The following is a 16395-nucleotide window of genomic DNA, read 5'->3' on the forward strand; positions in this document are numbered from 1 at the left end:
GCGATCCAACAGCCGCCGCACCTGGCGCTCGCTGAGAGCAAGCACATGCGACGCCGACACCATCGTCATGCGGCCGTCGGCAACCTTCGACAAAACCGCGATCCGCTGCAGATCACGCTCGCTCATCGCTATCAATCCCATCTGCAATCTCCGCCGTCATCAAAACGGGGAGAGTGTGACATTCCAACTTTGCAGAATCAGGACACTTCAACTTTGCGGCTACAACACCTGTCAAAGCCGAATAGGGCTGCGACGCTGTCGGCCAGTTAGAAACGCGACACTGGCACCGATGATCAGCCCCCGATCCGACCGGCTGGGCCGGGTTGAAAGGGCGGAGCGGGGGCGGGTGAAAGAACACCTCTTCGGCTTTAGCTTTCTCAATAGCAATTGTTCAGTCGCCGGCTGATACTCGCTTTTATCTGAATTGAGCGGGTAGGGATCAAAGCTGCACGATGCTTCCGGAAATCAAGCTGCAGGGTGACGTCGATGTCGCCGCGCTGTCACCTCTTCCGCGGCATGCTTCTGTCCGTTGCCTATGCTGACGGTGAGGGTGGCATAGGATTGACCGCGACCGGTGCTATGAACCGCAAATTCGTACATTGGGCCGCTGTGAACTTCCTGTGGCCCGACTTCACCGCTGAAGACCTTTACAGCATGAACAAAGTGCTGAACGAAAGCGACATGCCGCCGCTCTGGGTCGTGCGGGACACGACCCGCCATCTGAAGCTTCTTCGCCGGAAAAAGGATGTGCTGCTGCCAACCAGACGCGGCCGGGAGTTTCTGGTGAACCCGCAAGCCTTCTTCGATCTCGTGGCCACAGACTATCTCTACTCGTATGTCCATGCCACCGAGCGGGAAGCTGAGGTGCAAGCGCGCCTACGCTGGTGGCGCATGTTCCTCAATCTTCTCAATATCAAGGCGAGAGAAGGCTGTACGCCTTTGGACGTCGTGAAGATCCTCTATCCAGACACGGCACCTCTGTCCGCCACCGAAATGACCCTGGAAGCCTGGGAGCTCAAATCCGATCTCCAATATGGCGTCCTGCGGCGCCTGTGCTGGCTGGGCCTGCTTTATGAGGCACGAGAAGGGCTCACGCTTCTTCAAGACGGAGCCTTCCACAAGACGCCGCTTTGGTCCGCCTGCCTGCAATTGGAGTCAGATACGCAAAGCGATATCGGCGTGCATTGACGCCCTTTATTCCGCAGCCGGCTGCCTCAATAACGCTTTCTCCCGCCGTGCGATCACCGCCGGATCGTTCATGTAATCCGTTCTCGGCTTGCGTCCACGTTTCTGGTAGCCGTTCCCCGTGCTGCCATCGCGAATGCCGAACATATGGTCCGTCTGCCCAGTTCGCCGTGGTCCGCCCTTGCTGCGCTGCTGCTCCCGCCCAGCCTGCAGCTCGGCGACAACAGACAGCATGTCGTCCAACCGCTTGTTATCGACGACCTCGGCGCGATGCACGGAGCGTAACGTGTCAAAGGTTCGGTAGGGCAGGGCAAAGCTCTCGTGCATGATCTCGAGGCGCCCGTCCGGATAGTCGCAAACGACGACCTTCTTACCCGCCAGGGACCTGGAAAGATCTGTCGGATCAAGGATGAACAGCACCTTGTCATAGCGCAGCGTCAAAGCCTGCGACAGCGTGCGAACTTCCTTGCGGCACATGGCGCCATCGAGGTTCTCGTGGTCGGCCAACGGCCGGTGCATGTCCTTCGGATTACGCGGCTGTTTGCCAAAACGCGCGTTGAAATCCGCAATGAACTCAGGCGCATAGGCGTTGGCTTCCTCGATCGTGTCGATGCCGCGCAGCCGCATTTCCTTGACCAGCCGATCCTGCAGTGTCTGGTTCGCACGTTCGACGCGGCCTTTGGCCTGCGGGGTATTGGCACAGATGATGTCGATGTTCAGCTCATAAAGCGCGCGGCCGAATTGTGTCAGGCCGCTCGTCCGGTCCTTCTCCGACGCATGGGTCGAACGAAAGACGCCGTGCTTGTCACTGTAGAAGGCCAGCGGTTTGCCCCATTGCTGCAGATAGGCCTTGGTCGCGTGCAGATAGTCGAAGGTGTTCTCCGAGCCGGCAAACCGTAGATGCAGCAGCTTGCCGGTGGCGTCGTCGATATAGACGAGCAGGCCGCATTTGGGCCCACGGTTCTCGAACCACCAGTGATGCGAGCCATCGATCTGTACCAGTTCGCCAAAGCAATCACGTCGGCCGCGTGGCTGGAAAACCCGCTTCTTGCGTTCCCGACGCGAGACCCAGATGCCGGCCTCGGTCATCCATTGCCGCAGGGTCTCCTTGGCGACCGAGATCCGGTGCAGCTCGATCAGCTTCTCACGCGCCAGCGTCGGACCGAAATCCAGATAGCGTTCACGGATCAGATTCAGCGCCGCATTGCGAAACTCCTCGCTATGGCGCCGGTTGCTCGGTCGCGATCGCTTCTTGGAAACAAGCCCGGCCGGACCATCCCGGTCATAGGCCTGCAGCAGCCGATGGACCTGACTTCGACTGAGGTCGAGCCGTTCGGCGGCCTGCACAACGCTCAGGCGTTCGTCACGGATCTTCTGGATGAGTTCGAGCCGATGCAATTCTTTCTGCGACATAGTGATCATAAAGGACATGACGACTCCGACCGCTCATGGTCTCGACCAGGCTGAAGGTCGTCATCCTTGCTCCCGACATTGGCATTGACCAGTCGTCGAGAGGCGAGATTGTCGCATCTCTAACTGGCCCAACTGTCGCATTACTAAATAGCCTCTACAACACCAAATAGCATAATCAACGTTATGGAACTTTACGCTGAACCGGCCGCGATAGTTACAAGCAGGTCCTTGGCATCGATCTGGTCGCCGGCTTTGACGAGAACTTCGGCGATCGTGCCGTTCTCCTCGGCGTGAATTGCCGTTTCCACCTTCATCGCTTCGGTCGACACCAGCACATCGTCGGCATTGATCGCCTGTCCGGGCGACATAAAGACGCGCGAGATGGCGCCCGGCATCGGTGCGCCGACATGAGCGGCATTGCCGGGTTCGGCCTTGGGTGCGAAGACGGCGGCCGGTGACGCTGAGGAATTTTGCGAGCTCTTGCTGTTGGTTCCTCGCGGACCCGAGCCGCATCTCGTTGTGCACCTAACCGGCTCGGCTCACGTGACAACAAACACAAGAACATCTGGTTGTTTCTATCAAGTTTGGCGCAGGAGGCGCAGGAGGAAAATCAACATGACTGTCGCGGCTAGGCCCATGATTGCCAAAGCGTATAGGCCTGTAGAAAAACCTCCGGGCTGACTACGGAGATACCCTATAACGAACGGCCCCACAAATGCTCCTAGGTTCCCGAGTGAGTTAATGAATGCGATCCCGCCGGCGGCAGCGGAGCCACTAAAGAAGCAGAAGGCAGCGCCCAAAGGGTCCCTTGCAACCCAATATGCCGCGCATGAGCATCCCTCGCCAGAACCCGTCAGGGCCGGGTTGATCTACCGTACGGCCGGGGCAATACTCCAGGATTGGCTTAGCTCCTCCGATGCGTCAAAATTCCGCTTGATGAGTGCCATATCAAGGCATAACCAATCGGCCATTCTCCGATTCCCGGAGAATTGCCGGACATGACTTGGAGCAGGTGCCATTTCTCCGCAGCCATCCCGGATATTGCAAAAGGACCGATACCATGTGCTTTGAATGCAATTCCTCCCCACTCAGCCGTCGCTCCCTGCTGAAATTTGCCGGCATCGGAGGCGTGGCCGTCATGACTGCAGGCTTTGACATGACCATGCCGGCATTCGCCTCGAACGCTCCCGCCCTCCTGCCGGATGAAGCACTGGCAAAACTCCAGGAAGGCAACAAGAAATTCGTCACCGACACGGAAGCCTGCGCCGCCAATATTTCCAAGCGCCGGCAGGACGTCGCCAAGAGCCAGGCACCTTGGGCGATCGTGCTGACCTGTTCCGACAGCCGTGTCGTGCCGGAACTTGTATTCGGCGGGGTGACGCTCGGCGAACTCTTCGTCGCCCGCAATGCCGGAAACGTGGTCGACACCGATGTGCTCGGCACGATCGAATATGGCACCGAACATCTGCATGCGCCGCTGATCGTCGTCATGGGCCACAAGCGTTGCGGGGCGGTCTCCGCCGCCTGCGAGGTCGTGTCCAAGGGCACCAAGCTCGATGGCTCAATCGGCAAGATGACCCAGCCGATCCTGCCCGTGGCTTTGGCGGAGACCGATCGCGGCGACAATTTTGTCGACAAGACCGTCCATGCCAATGCCTTCAACGGCGCCGAGCGCATCCTCACCGAAAGTGCGATTGTTTCTCGCCTGGTCGAGGAAGGCAAGGTGAAGATCGTGCCCGCCTATTATGATCTCGATACCGGCGTGGTCGATTTTCTGCACAAGGTCTGACCTACGAGGCGACTTCATGTTGCCGACGGCTATCCGCGGGCGCCTCGTCGCGTTCGCGGAACCATAGTCGCTGATGACCCTTGCCGCCCGCAGCATCACCCGGCGGGTTACGCGGGCCGGAGCTGAGGTCGCGAGCTGGCTGCCTGGGCGACGCTCTTCTGGAAATTTCCGACCATACGCCTGCGCAATTTGGTGAGCTCAATCGACAGGTCCGACAGCTGCGCGATGACATCTATCGGAACCTGGGCAGCTGGGCCGCGCCCTCCTGAGCCAGTACAAGGACATAGGCGTCGCTCGTTTCAAAGAACGCGAGACAATCGGCCTCCGGCAGGATCTCAACAAGATCAAGACGGCGAAACCGCCTGTGGAGCTTGAACGCAAAGGCGCGATCTGGGTTCAGCCAACCCTATTCGCTGAATCGAGTATCGCGCCTGGAGGCATAACGGAAAACTACGGCATCGAAACTGGCCGCATTGATCGAAGATTGGTACGAACCGTGAAATTGACGTAAGCGACAAGCTGACCCCATCTGGCGTCAGTAGCGTTGGCCGCTGTATTGCGGACAGACGATTCACAAACTGTGAGCTTCTATGTCTGCGCCTAGCTCTGGAACTAGAAACTTCCATATGATCGAGGCTGTTCCGGAACGGCTTGAGGGCGCCCCACGGCAATTTCGGCGCCGCTGGTCCGATGATTTTAAAGCGCGGGCTGTGGCTGAGGCAATGGAGCCCGGCGCAAGCGTCTCAGCCATTGCGCATCGCATCGGCATACATCCCTCGCAGCTATTTGGCTGGCGTCGTGATGCTCGTGACGGACAACGATCTTCCTCGCAAATCGGGCTGGTCAGACGGAGACTGGGACGATTGGCACACGTGCGATGATCGAGCTTATCATCGGCGACGTCGTTATCCGGGCCGACGCAGATATCGGCGAAGCACACCTGCAGCGGGTGATCCGAGCGGTGCGGTCGGCATGATCCCGTCCGGCGTGAAGGTCTTTCTTGCGAGCCATCCCATCGACTTCCGAAAGGGGCCGGACAGCTTGCTTTCGCTGGTACGGGATGCTGGCAGTGATCCGTTCAACGGTGCACTTTATGTCTTTCGGGCCAAGAGAGCAGACCGAGTCAAGATCGTGTGGTGGGATGGCTCCGGCGTTTGCCTCTATGCGAAGCGGCTGGAAAAAGCCCAGTTCTGCTGGCCCCGGATCGGCCATCATCGCGTCCAGCTCAATCATGCCCAGCTTCTGGCTTTAGTCGACGGAATGGACTGGAAGCGGGTTCGATCCACGCCGGTGAAGCCTCCCGAGATTGTTGGGTAAAACCGCTGCGGCGAAGTGAATCAGGTCCCTGAAAGCATGGGCGGAGCGCGGCAAAATATGCTCTGATCATACCCATGACGCGGCCCGAGATTGAGCTCCCGGATGATGTAGAGGCTCTCAAAGCCATGGTTCTTGCCATGGCCGCAAAAGCAGCCCGCGTCGAGGCTTTGGAGAAGCAGGTTGACGATCTAGAGGCCCGCAACGCGGACGCCGATGAGCGCATCGAGCGGCTGACGCAGATCCTGAAGGCTTTCGATCGCGCCCGATTTGGCCGACGCTCGGAAAGGCTTGCATCATCCACCGTCGATGACGAGCAGCACGCCTTTGTCTTCGAAGAGATCGAGACCGGCATTGCGACGATCAAGGCTCAGGTCACGAAAGGCCGCGGTAGCGCGGACAGCAAACGCGCTCCGCGGCCACGCAAGGGCTTTGCGCCTCATCTTGAGCGCGTCGAGGTCGTGATCGAACCGGAAGAGCTTCCAGAACATGCAGGTAAGACCAAAATCCTGATTGGAGAAGACGTCTCCGAGCGGCTGGATGTCGTGGCAGCGAAGTTCCGTGTCATCGTCACCCGTCGGCCGAAGTATGCCTTTAGGAACGAGGATGGTGTCGTCCAGGCGGCGGCTCCGGCACATATCATCGAAGGTGGCATTCCAACGGAAGCACTTCTGGCCCAGATCGCCGTTTCCAAATATGCCGACGGGCTGCCACTCTATCGCCAGGAAGCCATCTACGCACGCGACAAGGTCGAACTCGACCGCAAGCTGATGGCTCAATGGATGGGCAAGCTGGGGTTCGAGCTCAATATCCTCGCCGACTACATCCTCGATGAGATCAAGAAGGCCGAACGGATCTTTGCCGACGAAACGACCTTGCCCACACTTGCACCTGGTTCCGGATCAGCGAAGACGGCATGGCTATGGGCGTATGCCAGGGATGACCGGACTTTTGGGGGCAGCGGTCCACCGATGGTAGCCTATCGCTTCGAGGACAGTCGAGCCACCGAGTGTGTCGCACGACACCTGAGCGGCTATCGTGGAATCCTGCAGGTCGACGGATATGCCGCTTATAACAAGCTCGTCCGGAAAGATGGAGGCAATGACAGCGCCATCCTGGCCGGCTGTTGGTCGCACAGCCGGAGAAAGTTCTACGAGTTGCATGTCGCAAAGAGCTCGAAGGTCGCTACAGACACCGTCGAGCGTATGGCGAGGTTATGGGAGATCGAGGAGCGTGTGCGCGGCCAAAGCCCTGAAGCTCGTGTCGCTGCACGCCAGGAGATCTCCGCAGCGATCGTCCGTGACCTCTTCACTCTCTGGCAGGCGACCCTGCCACGGGTCTCTGGAAAATCCAAACTCGCCGAAGCTCTGCGGTATGCCATCTCGCGTCGAGACATCTTCGAGCGCTTCCTGACCGACGGCCGCATCGAACTCGACTCCAACATAGTCGAGCGAGCAATCAGACCCCAAGCGATCACGAGAAAAAATAGTCTATTCGCTGGAAGCGACGGTGGCGGCCGGACTTGGGCGACCATCGCGACGCTCCTGCAAACGGCAAAGATGAATGCAGTCGATCCGCAAGCTTGGTTGACCCAGACGCTTGAGCGCCTTGCGAATGGATGGCCCAGCAGTGAAATCGACGCGCTCATGCCATGGAACTACGCCGCCTGAACGGCCACGGCTTGTCGCTTACAAATTGACGCATGGTGGCTGGAAAAAACGCCGAGCTATGCATCCGGTTCGAGGATCACGCCCGCTATGGAATGCCTGCGATACAGGGCTCCAAATTCGGTTCAAAATCCTAATCCGCCCACTCAGGATCGGTTGTAAAGGCGATGGTGAGCCGACGACTCGGACCCTCGTTACCAATCGCGAGCCCGATTTCGTCACGGATCTTATCCCATTCCTGCAATTTCCTCGCCGGGAGGTCCTCTGAGACAACGAAATGTAGCTCGATTTGCCGGCCTCGGCCGACCCGGGCCACATAAGCCCGGTGGGATATGAATCCATGTCGTTCGATGATTGTTTTGGCGACCGCGTCAACTTGTTGTTTGAGATCTAATGGCGTAACAAGCAGTATGTCGGCGAGCGCTCGCCGAACCGTGCCCGCCGGAATGGGAATGATCACAATGCAGATTAATGCCAGCGCGACCGGGTCAATAAACGGCGAGATCCATTCGTAAGAAGACCCCTGAATGAAATATCCGATGGCAAACGCGACGAGTAACCCGATCGTTAGCCCGGCGGACATCAGCCAAGCTTTCGTATCCAGGGCAACGAAATCAGATTTGATCTTACGATTAGCTCGATCACCAATAACCCCCATGGTGGCTGTCACACCGAGTGTTACGACGGAGTAGACGATCGCTTGACTAAAGTTGAGCGGACGTCCCCCATGCAAAATGCTGCCGATTGCGTTGACAAGTGCGTAAACAGCCGACCCGGTTATGAGAATGCCGTTGAGAGCCAAGACTATGGGCTCAAGATGCCAGAACCCCATCGTGAAATGCTCGATAAGTTTTCCTTTGCTGGAGGGCGCTTCGGATGACGCGATGAGCTTTGTAACAAGCAGAGCTACGACAGTCATAGCAGCGTCCGTCAATGCGTAGACACCATCGAATATGATTGCGAACGAACCTGAAATGATCCCGAACAAAATGCCGATGCAGGCAAGGAGGATGGTAACGGCAATTGAAACGCAGAGAAGCCCCTGCTCCGTTCTCATGAAATTCATAGGCTCAGCCTTATAACTTACGTTTCTTTATGGTCCTCTGGACGCGGTACAGACCATCCAATTCAGCTACTGAAGCGAGCACATCCACTTTTGGATCAAGGTACCTTTTTAAATTCAAATGCTGACCTCTCCTGTCCAGTGGGCTCGCATGAGCGTCTTTCACATACCTGGCCACAAGACAAAATCGCCTCGCTGTGTTCTGGCAGTGCGGCCTCGACTATCTAAACAAGGGCCAATTTTGCTTTGCAGGTAAAGCGGGGCTGGACATGATGCACGACACGGAAGGACGCATGAACATAGTCCAGCACTTCGCTGACGGTCTCGCCGCCGCGAATGAAGTCGGAGCCACCACAGATAGGGCATGAGCAGGCCACCTGTTACACGTCATCATGGCACGGCCGAGGTTGCAGAGCTTGCGCGGCGATAGGGCTCTCGACGCATCCACGTCATCCGGCAGGTTCGAATTCCGTTGACTCATGGTTGGATCTGATTTGATGAGAGGCGTTCCAAAGAACGCCGAGGTTTTCGCCCTCATGATAGGCTGTGGCTGACACCACGTTCTAGTCTAGCGATGATCGGATCGTCGAGCCCTTTGGCGACTCCTGTAATTACGGCTGGATTGCCAGATGGAAAAGAGCAGGCTTGCGATATACGCCCACTGAAGAAGCAACAAACTAGCCACCATTGCAACGATGACTTCGTGGATGGAATGCCAGACGAAGTAACTCGTTAGTGCCTTCGCCCAGACGACGAGCAGCAGGAGGCCGCAAAAGATTGTGAAACGCAACACCGTTCTCCTGATTTGTTCGCGAGATTGCGCAGCAATGTCGTCTGCGGCAACGAGAGTCTGGCAGTTCTTCAGGCGGCAACCGCCGCGTGGTTGAGAGCCATGATCATGCCAGTGAGCTCACCATCGAACTCTCGTTCTGGCCATTGCAAATGCTGAGATTTTGGCAGCGGCGGCGCGGGACTGCAGCTTGCGGACCTTCTTCAGCTGCTCCACAATGTCTGACATGATCTCTTTCCTCGAAAATTGATTTCATGATGCCCGCGCCACGTCGGGATAGGTTTCGATAACTTCAATAGCGTCATCGACCATTTTCGTGCCGGTCTCGGCGAGCTTGCCTAGCGTCTCAAAGCCGAACCGGTGGACATCGCGCAGGGTCTTCGACAGAACGACCAACCGTCCAGTCGTGAAAAGCAAGCGGCCGAAGCCCTCATGGCCGATCGTCATGATCGGCGATGCCAACAGGCCTGTGCACTCTTCGATCACAAGCCCCACGCAACTGTAAAAATTCTGTAGCCTCCACAGCACATCAGGATCGGGATCGCCTATGATCGGGATCTTACGGCGCTGCTCCTTGGTGAGGATGAAGTCGGCCAGCAGGTCAGTGTCCGATTTGCCTTCCCACGCCCCATGGGCATCCTGAGCGCGAATGAGCCTTATCAGGCATCTGAGAAAAGGGGTGGCGAGATCCCCATCCTCGTTGACAGCAGGGCCATCCGTACTTCCTGTCAATGTACCCATTTCTTAGTCCTCCTCATCGAAAGGCTTCTTTTCAATGGCGCCTGCTTCGGTTAGCACCTTGCGTAACCAGGGTGGCGGAGTAGTCCTGAGCATCGCCCGAGTTCGCGACAAAACATCTTCGATCAGTTGAGGATCGGATACTTTAATTGGGTGGATTTTGGCCGAAACAACTCGGGCTGCCGATGGCCCACCGATCGCCAGACAGAACAATAAGTGACAACCTTCCAACGCCTTCACCTTCGGGTTAATACGATCGACGTCCTCGTTCCGATGCTTTCCGCTCTGGTCGGAAACGTCTTCGAAGTCCAGGACTTCCACCAGTTTCCAGTCGTCGGGACTCACATCATAGACGACGAAACGTTTTGCCGATCCGAAATGGGCGTCGAGAGATTTCATATCTTGAGTGGCGATTGCGACGCGCAACGCGCCAGCCTTCCGTTTTGGAGCTGACGAGTGAACCCCGTCAGGGACGAGGGAAAGGCGACGAGCGGCGATCATCTAGGCAGTTCTCCTTTGCGGGAGGGATCAAGCGATCCAGGACACGGCGCGCGCTGATTGGCCTGGAAGATGTTGGAAACATCGAAGATCAGGTCGCGCGTTCCCTGATAGAGACTTGTGAGCTTATGCTGGCTGCCGAGTCGGTCGTATATCGGGAAGCCCACCCGCATGAGCGGAATCCCAAGGCGCTCCGCCGCTTGTCGTCCATGCGAATGCGTGACGAGAAGATCAGCGCCGACGGCAAGTTCTTCGAGATCGCCAAGATCACCGACCTGGAGCGATTCGGCCGGCATTTCCGCGAGTATTTTTGAGGTGCCGGTCGTGGTGACCGCTGCCGCGATTTCGGCGCCCATGCCGGTGAAGAAGGTAGCGAATTGGTAGAGCTGGTCCGGCTCCACAGCAATTGCGATTTTCTTGCCTCCGAAATGGAAATGTCCGTCGAGCAGGGCGTCCTGCAGCTGTGCTCGGCGACGGCGGATGTTTGCTGGCACCGGCGCACCAGAAATCTCAGAAAGAAACGAGACGAACCGGTCGGCTCGTTTCAATCCTGTCAGCGACTGGAACAATGCGTAAGGGACTCCCGTCCGGGTCCGCAGTAGCTCTGCGGGGCGGCGCATATGCTCGCCGATCGCGATACATTGCGCCGCCGTGCCAAGCTCTTGTATCTCGTCGACGGGAGTACCGCCATAGGTGGTCGGAACCCAACGATCGCCGGGCACCGTGCCGTCGAGAGAGCCGGAAATGTCCGGCAGGATCACCGGCTTCAGACCGAAGCTTTCGACCGTTTCGCGCAGAAGCTCGATGTCAGCGACTGTCAGATGCCATCCTGGTAGGATCGCAATCTTCTTTTGGTGGCGGCTCTGCTCGCCTGGAGTGGTGATGCGCTCGACCATAGAGATGACGGCCTTCGCCCATCCCTCTTCGATCGCTCCCTCGAAATCCGGGGTATTCGCCAGCACAACCTCCGTACCCGCGAGCTCATCGGCACGATCCCGCTTGATGTTGGCGAGATCGCCTGCGAAATCTTCGCCGCGGGTTTCCACCAGGGCTGTCGTGCAAATTCCGATCAGCTTGGGTTTTGCGCGCCTCTTGAGATTTAGGATCGCCTCTTCCAGATTGCCTGCGCCGCCAAGAATGGTCGCCACTGCGTCCAATGCCGTTGTCTGCAAGGGAATGGCTTCCTTAAAGTGCCGGACTAAAAGTACCAGCGCCAAGCTGGTGCAGCCCTGGCTGCCGTGGAACAGCGGCACGGCACGCTCGACGCCAAGAAAGGCGAGCGCGGCGCCGAGCGGCTGCGACGATTTCAGCGGATTGACCGCAGCTGATTTGGTCTGGGGAAAGACTTGAACCATCGGCTTTCCTCAACGCTTGCCGAAGCTGCCGGCGACCGCGCCGACAAAGTTTTGCAAGACGTACCCAGTCTCGTTCTCGCTCTTGGTATTCGTCAGTTCTTCTTCCACCGCATGCTGGCATTCCCACGGTGCCGGCTCCCGCACCTCCATCCAGATCGGATTGTGAATAGCAAGATCGATCTGGCGAACGAGCTCCACCATGCCGTCATAGCCGGCATAGGGGTGGTGGCGTTCCTGGTTGATATCGAGCCAAGGTGTCTTGGCCTTCAGCGCGATGAATTGCGTGCGCCCGCCAGACAACATGATGTCGGCTTTACCGTCGGCGAGCATGTTATAAAGCTCGCGCGGCGCCATCGACTCGAACAGGTGTTTTTCGTCTTTCAGGAGTTGCTTGATACGTTCCTTGTCTTCAGGCGTGGATTTCTTGACCGAGGTGCCCACGATCTCGATGCCCACCTCCATCAGCGCATGGACAACCGACCAGGACTTGACGCCGCCGGTGTTGAGCAACACGCGCTTGCCTTCAAGCCTTGGTCGATATGCTGCGAGTTTCATCCAGGCAATCGCCTCCTCCTCCGCGATCAATGCCTCGGTGCGCTCGAGGATTTCGGGATCCGCCCCCTGCATCACGAGCAGCTTGGCGATCTGTCTGAGTGCTTCCGAGGTGTCGGTAATTCCGTAAAAGGAGCCTTCGAAGAACGGGATATCCCAGAGCTCCTCCATTTTGCGGGCGAGGTTGATGAGTGCTGTCGAGCACACCAACATGGACGCCTTGGCGCGATGCGCAGAAGCAATGTCAAGATATCGGGCGTCTCCTGGAATGCAGGCCCTTACTCTGATCCCCAGCCGGTCAAGAAGCGGCTTTACCAGCCAAAACTCGCCGGATAGGTTGAACTCACCAATGATATTGATGTCGTAGGCGGTCACGTCGTTCGGCTCTACGCTGCCGATCACATGATCGAGCAACGCTTCACCGGCGAGCTTATTGCCAAGGTTCTTGGAGCCGGCAAAGCCCGGTGCGTTGACCGGCACCACCGGAAGGCCGAATTTTTCCGCGGCCCGCTTGCAGACGGCCTCGATGTCGTCGCCGATCAATGCTGTCACACAGGTCGAATAGACGAAAATCGCCGGTGGAGCATAGGCCTCCTTGATCTCGCGGATTGCTTTAAAAAGTTTCCGCTCGCCGTGCCCCATCACCACTTCGGTTTCAGTGAGGTCGGTCGTGAAACTGGTGCGCCAGAGCGTTGGACCTGAAGAAGCCGATCCTCGGTTGTCCCAGGAATTGCCCTCACAGCCGAGAGGCCCATGGATCAGGTGCGCGACGTCGGTGATCGGCTGCAGCACGATCTTGGCGCCATCGAAAGCGCATCCGCCGGCTGCCGCCCCGGGGATCAGCGGCTTCGAACAGCCGTTTTTGCGCGCCTTGGAATCCTTGCTGCGGTTCTTCTCGCAGGCAGGCTCGTCGAAGACATCCTGGACTTTAGCATTGAGCAAGGGCATTGCGGTCTCCAAGTTCAGATGAAGGCGGGCCGGCCTCACAAGGCCGACCGCCGCGCTCCTAGCGGGTCAGGTCGTACGAATAGTCCGTCACACCCGGCTCGCTCGTCTCGCGATCGAGCTTGTCGAAGATCTTGTCGAGGATCGTCGTCAGGACGCGCAGGCTGCCCTGGTAGCCCATGAGCGGGAAACGGTGGTGATGGTGCCGGTCGAATATCGGAAAGGTCAGCCGGATCAATGGGGTGCCGGTGTCGCGCTCGAGATACTTGCCATAGGAATTGCCGATCATAAGATCTACTGGCTCGGTAAAGAGCAGCGAGCGCAACGCCCACAGGTCCTTGCCCGCCCAGACCTGGGCATCCTGGCCGAAGGGCGAGGATGCGAGCAACGCCTTCATCTCGGCTTCCCAGGCCGGCGTGCCGTTGGTAGCAAGGCAGTGGGTCGGCTCACCGCCGGTTTCCAAGACGAACCGGGCAACGGCGTAGACGAAGTCAGGATCGCCGTAGATCGCGTATTTCTTCCCGTGCAGCCAGGCCTGACTATCTGCCATAGCGTCGACGAGACGGCCGCGTTCCAGGCCGATTGCCGGAGGAATTTCCTTGCCGGTAATCTCCGAGACCTTCATCAGGAATTCGTCGGTCGCCTGGACACCCAGCGGATAATGGAACGAGGCCGTAGCCTGACCGACCTCCTTGCAATATTCCAGCGTCTTGCGCGTGTTATAGTGCTGCAGCGACAGGGTCGCTTCGGCATTCAACGCCGTTTTCAAGTCCTCGATCTTCGTGCCGCCGTCATACATGCGGTACGTACCGTCAGACGGCGTGTCGAACTGGTCGGAGGCATCCTGGATGAAGATGTAGGATACGCCCATCATGTCGAGCAGGCGCTTCAGTTCGCGGTTGTTGCCGACGCAGAAGCCGTCGAAGCCGGGAATGATGTTGATGGCTTGAGCAACCTCCTTCCGCTCGTTGCCTTTCCAGAAGTTCTCCAGAATGCCCTTGATCATGCCGTCATAGCCATCGACGTGGCTGCCGACGAAGGCAGGCGTGTGGGCGAAAGGAACATCGAAGTCGTGCGGGACCGACCCTTCGTTCTTTGCGTTTTCGATGAAGCCGTGGAGGTCGTCTCCAATGACTTCGGCCATGCAGGTGGTCGAGACGGCGATCATCTTCGGATCGTAGAGCTTGTATGTATTGGCGAGCCCGTCGACCATGTTCTTCAACCCGCCGAACACCGCCGCGTCCTCCGTCATCGAGGACGAGACCGCCGATGAAGGCTCCTTGAAGTGACGCGACAGATGCGAACGGTAATAGGCGACGCAGCCCTGGCTGCCGTGGACGAAGGACATCGTTTGCTCAAAGCCTGCGGCTGCGAAGACGGCACCGAGCGGCTGGCAGGCTTTGGCCGGGTTCACGACCAGGGCTTCGCGGCCCAGGTTCTTTTCGCGATACTCCCAGGTCTTCGTGAAGTCGTTTTGATCGGCAACGACCTGATCCGGGTGGGGGCATTCGAAATTGGCTTTCTTCTCGGCGAGCATCTGCCTGTATTCCGGCTCGCGGAACAGGGGAGCATGGTCGAGAACTTTTTCCGCCGACTGCGGCATAGTAAGCACCTTTCTTTTCATCGCGCCGCACCGGTGGCGGCAATGGGATGTCATCTGTCACGAGTGCGGATCAAGTCCGATGGGAAGGGCCTGGCCTGCCCCCTTCCAAGACAGGCCAGGCTCTCATTCGGCCGCAACCGCCTCAGCTGGCGCGGCCTTTTTTTTCCAGGGGACGTCGTAGAGATCCCACACCGGATTATTGATGGCCAGATCCATGTCGCGGGCGAATATGGCGAAGCCGTCATAGCCGTGATACGGGCCGGAATAATCCCAGGAGTGCATCTGGCGGAAGGGGATGCCCATCTTCTGCACCGGATACTTCTCTTTGATGCCGGACCCAACAAGGTCGGGGCGGATGCCTTCGATGAACTTTTCCAGCTCGTAACCGGTCACGTCGTCATAGATCAGCGTACCCTTGTTCACATAATGGCCGGTGCGCTGATAGTCGTCGTTGTGGGCGAACTCGTAGCCGGTGCCGACGATCCGCATGCCGAGGTCCTCATAGGCCGTGATGACGTGGCGAGGACGCAGGCCGCCGACATAGAGCATCACCGTCTTGCCTTCGAGGCGCGGCCGGTACTTGTCGACGACAGCATCGACCAGGGGCCGGTACTTGGTGATGACAGCCTCGGTCTTGTCGACGATTTCCGGACCGAAGTGCTTGGCTATTTCGCGCAGGGAGGTTTCGATCTGGGACGGACCAAAGAAATTGTATTCCATCCACGGGATGCCGTATTTTTCCTCCATGTGCCGACAGATGTAGTTCATCGAGCGGTAGCAGTGGATGAGGTTCAGCTTGGCCTTTGGCGCGCGCTCGACCTCAGCGAGCGTGGCATCACCCGACCAGTTGCCGACCACGCGCAGCCCCACCTCCTCCAATAGAATGCGCGTAGCCCACGCGTCGCCACCGATATTGTAGTCGCCGACGACGTTGACATCGTAAGGGCCGGTCTCAAACTCGACTTCGTTCTTGTCGAAAACCCAGTCACGGATGGCGTCGTTGGCGATGTGGTGGCCGAGCGATTGCGAGACGCCGCGGAAGCCCTCGCAGCGTACCGGCACGATCGTCTTTTCGTGCTCCTTGGCCTTCTTGCGCGACACCGCCTCAATGTCGTCGCCAATCAGCCCGATCGGGCATTCCGACTGCACGCTGATGCCGTTGTTGAGGGGGAAAAGCTCCTCGATCTCGTCGATGACCTGTTCAAGCTTCTTGTCGCCGCCGAACACGATGTCCTTTTCCTGGAAGTCTGAGGTGAACTGCAGCGTCACGAACGTGTCGATGCCCGTCAGGCCGACGTAGTAGTTGCGGCGTTGCGACCAGGAATAATGACCGCAACCGACCGGCCCGTGCGAGATGTGGACCATGTCCTTGACCGGCCCCCATACCACGCCTTTGGAACCGGCATAGGCGCAGCCGCGGATCGTCATCACGCCCGGAATGGACTTGATGTTCGATTTGACGTCGCATTCGGAAAGGGCCTTC

Annotated in this window: 13 protein-coding genes and 3 pseudogenes; 5 read left to right on the forward strand and 11 right to left on the reverse strand. The window is 58.1% G+C overall.

The features are described from left to right. Positions 1-141, reverse strand: a pseudogene (locus tag AF337_RS42540) (ISNCY family transposase); the annotation flags it as partial. Between the two features lie 311 nt (positions 142-452). Between AF337_RS42540 and AF337_RS24630 the strand changes: the two are divergent. Beyond that, positions 453-1188: pseudogene (locus tag AF337_RS24630) on the forward strand (hypothetical protein). 6 nt (positions 1189-1194) lie between these two features. Here the strand turns inward: AF337_RS24630 and AF337_RS24635 are convergent. Both AF337_RS24635 and AF337_RS24640 read right to left on the reverse strand, forming a co-directional pair. Continuing rightward, positions 1195-2616, reverse strand: coding sequence for an ISNCY-like element ISRel10 family transposase (locus tag AF337_RS24635; RefSeq protein WP_041684032.1), 1422 nt, complete (start codon positions 2614-2616; stop codon positions 1195-1197). A gap of 173 nt (positions 2617-2789) precedes the next feature. After that, a pseudogene (locus AF337_RS24640) lies at positions 2790-3038 on the reverse strand (biotin/lipoyl-containing protein); the annotation flags it as partial. A gap of 620 nt (positions 3039-3658) precedes the next feature. On the opposite strand from AF337_RS24640, the gene AF337_RS24645 reads away from it, so the two are divergent. From AF337_RS24645 to AF337_RS24660, 4 genes are all read left to right on the forward strand, one after another. Beyond that, positions 3659-4387, forward strand: coding sequence for a carbonic anhydrase (locus AF337_RS24645; RefSeq protein ID WP_029532496.1), 729 nt, complete (start codon positions 3659-3661; stop codon positions 4385-4387). 722 nt (positions 4388-5109) lie between these two features. After that, the gene (locus AF337_RS46550; protein ID WP_369685954.1) at positions 5110-5268 is read left to right on the forward strand and encodes a transposase; all 159 of its coding nucleotides are present in this window, start codon (positions 5110-5112) and stop codon (positions 5266-5268) included. A gap of 91 nt (positions 5269-5359) precedes the next feature. Next, positions 5360-5704, forward strand: coding sequence for an IS66 family insertion sequence element accessory protein TnpB (gene tnpB / locus AF337_RS24655; RefSeq protein WP_003592504.1), 345 nt, complete (start codon positions 5360-5362; stop codon positions 5702-5704). 74 nt (positions 5705-5778) lie between these two features. Beyond that, complete coding sequence (locus AF337_RS24660; RefSeq protein WP_016737534.1) at positions 5779-7371, forward strand: IS66-like element ISRle3 family transposase; 1593 nt, start codon at positions 5779-5781, stop codon at positions 7369-7371. A 130-nt stretch (positions 7372-7501) separates the two neighbouring features. Here the strand turns inward: AF337_RS24660 and AF337_RS24665 are convergent, their stop codons facing one another. The 8 genes from AF337_RS24665 to nifD form a co-directional block, all read right to left on the reverse strand. Further along, on the reverse strand, positions 7502-8434 hold the full coding sequence (locus AF337_RS24665) for a cation diffusion facilitator family transporter (protein ID WP_012489540.1): 933 nt from the start codon (positions 8432-8434) through the stop codon (positions 7502-7504). Positions 8435-8655: 221 nt separating this feature from the next. Next, complete coding sequence (locus AF337_RS46320) at positions 8656-8808, reverse strand: IS66 family transposase zinc-finger binding domain-containing protein (RefSeq protein ID WP_196411598.1); 153 nt, start codon at positions 8806-8808, stop codon at positions 8656-8658. 665 nt (positions 8809-9473) lie between these two features. After that, positions 9474-9962 (reverse strand): NifX-associated nitrogen fixation protein, encoded by a 489-nt coding sequence (locus AF337_RS24675; protein ID WP_049734201.1) that lies wholly within the window; start codon positions 9960-9962, stop codon positions 9474-9476. Between the two features lie 3 nt (positions 9963-9965). Then, positions 9966-10460 carry a nitrogen fixation protein NifX gene (nifX, locus tag AF337_RS24680; protein WP_008536565.1) on the reverse strand — a complete coding sequence of 165 codons (495 nt, stop codon included), beginning with the start codon at positions 10458-10460 and terminating at the stop codon, positions 9966-9968. Next, positions 10457-11812: a nitrogenase iron-molybdenum cofactor biosynthesis protein NifN gene (gene nifN / locus AF337_RS24685; protein ID WP_012489543.1), complete on the reverse strand. Its 1356-nt coding sequence runs from the start codon at positions 11810-11812 to the stop codon at positions 10457-10459. The genes nifX and nifN overlap by 4 nt, the downstream gene beginning before the upstream one ends. Before the next feature lie 9 nt (positions 11813-11821). Further along, entirely contained in the window at positions 11822-13312 is a 1491-nt protein-coding gene (gene nifE, locus AF337_RS24690) for a nitrogenase iron-molybdenum cofactor biosynthesis protein NifE (RefSeq protein ID WP_012489544.1), read from the reverse strand. A 58-nt stretch (positions 13313-13370) separates the two neighbouring features. Continuing rightward, positions 13371-14912: a nitrogenase molybdenum-iron protein subunit beta gene (gene nifK, locus AF337_RS24695; RefSeq protein ID WP_049734202.1), complete on the reverse strand. Its 1542-nt coding sequence runs from the start codon at positions 14910-14912 to the stop codon at positions 13371-13373. 123 nt (positions 14913-15035) lie between these two features. Next, positions 15036-16395 (reverse strand): nitrogenase molybdenum-iron protein alpha chain (gene nifD / locus AF337_RS24700; protein WP_049734203.1); only part of this gene is annotated, 1360 nt, incomplete at its 5' end.

It is taken from the genome of Rhizobium ecuadorense (assembly GCF_001187535.1).
GTDB classification, from domain to species: domain Bacteria; phylum Pseudomonadota; class Alphaproteobacteria; order Rhizobiales; family Rhizobiaceae; genus Rhizobium; species Rhizobium ecuadorense.

Excerpts from the sequence above, each read along its gene's own strand:
- nifK (WP_049734202.1), bottom strand. The coding sequence starts at position 14,912 with ATGCCGCAGTCGGCGGAAAAAGTTCTCGACCATGCTCCCCTGTTCCGC.
- AF337_RS24635 (WP_041684032.1), bottom strand. The coding sequence starts at position 2,616 with ATGTCCTTTATGATCACTATGTCGCAGAAAGAATTGCATCGGCTCGAA.
- AF337_RS24660 (WP_016737534.1), top strand. The coding sequence starts at position 5,779 with ATGACGCGGCCCGAGATTGAGCTCCCGGATGATGTAGAGGCTCTCAAA.
- nifX (WP_008536565.1), bottom strand. The coding sequence starts at position 10,460 with ATGATCGCCGCTCGTCGCCTTTCCCTCGTCCCTGACGGGGTTCACTCG.
- AF337_RS46550 (WP_369685954.1), top strand. The coding sequence starts at position 5,110 with ATGGAGCCCGGCGCAAGCGTCTCAGCCATTGCGCATCGCATCGGCATA.
- nifN (WP_012489543.1), bottom strand. The coding sequence starts at position 11,812 with ATGGTTCAAGTCTTTCCCCAGACCAAATCAGCTGCGGTCAATCCGCTG.
- AF337_RS24665 (WP_012489540.1), bottom strand. The coding sequence starts at position 8,434 with ATGAATTTCATGAGAACGGAGCAGGGGCTTCTCTGCGTTTCAATTGCC.
- nifE (WP_012489544.1), bottom strand. The coding sequence starts at position 13,312 with ATGCCCTTGCTCAATGCTAAAGTCCAGGATGTCTTCGACGAGCCTGCC.
- tnpB (WP_003592504.1), top strand. The coding sequence starts at position 5,360 with ATGATCCCGTCCGGCGTGAAGGTCTTTCTTGCGAGCCATCCCATCGAC.
- AF337_RS24645 (WP_029532496.1), top strand. The coding sequence starts at position 3,659 with ATGTGCTTTGAATGCAATTCCTCCCCACTCAGCCGTCGCTCCCTGCTG.
- AF337_RS24675 (WP_049734201.1), bottom strand. The coding sequence starts at position 9,962 with ATGGGTACATTGACAGGAAGTACGGATGGCCCTGCTGTCAACGAGGAT.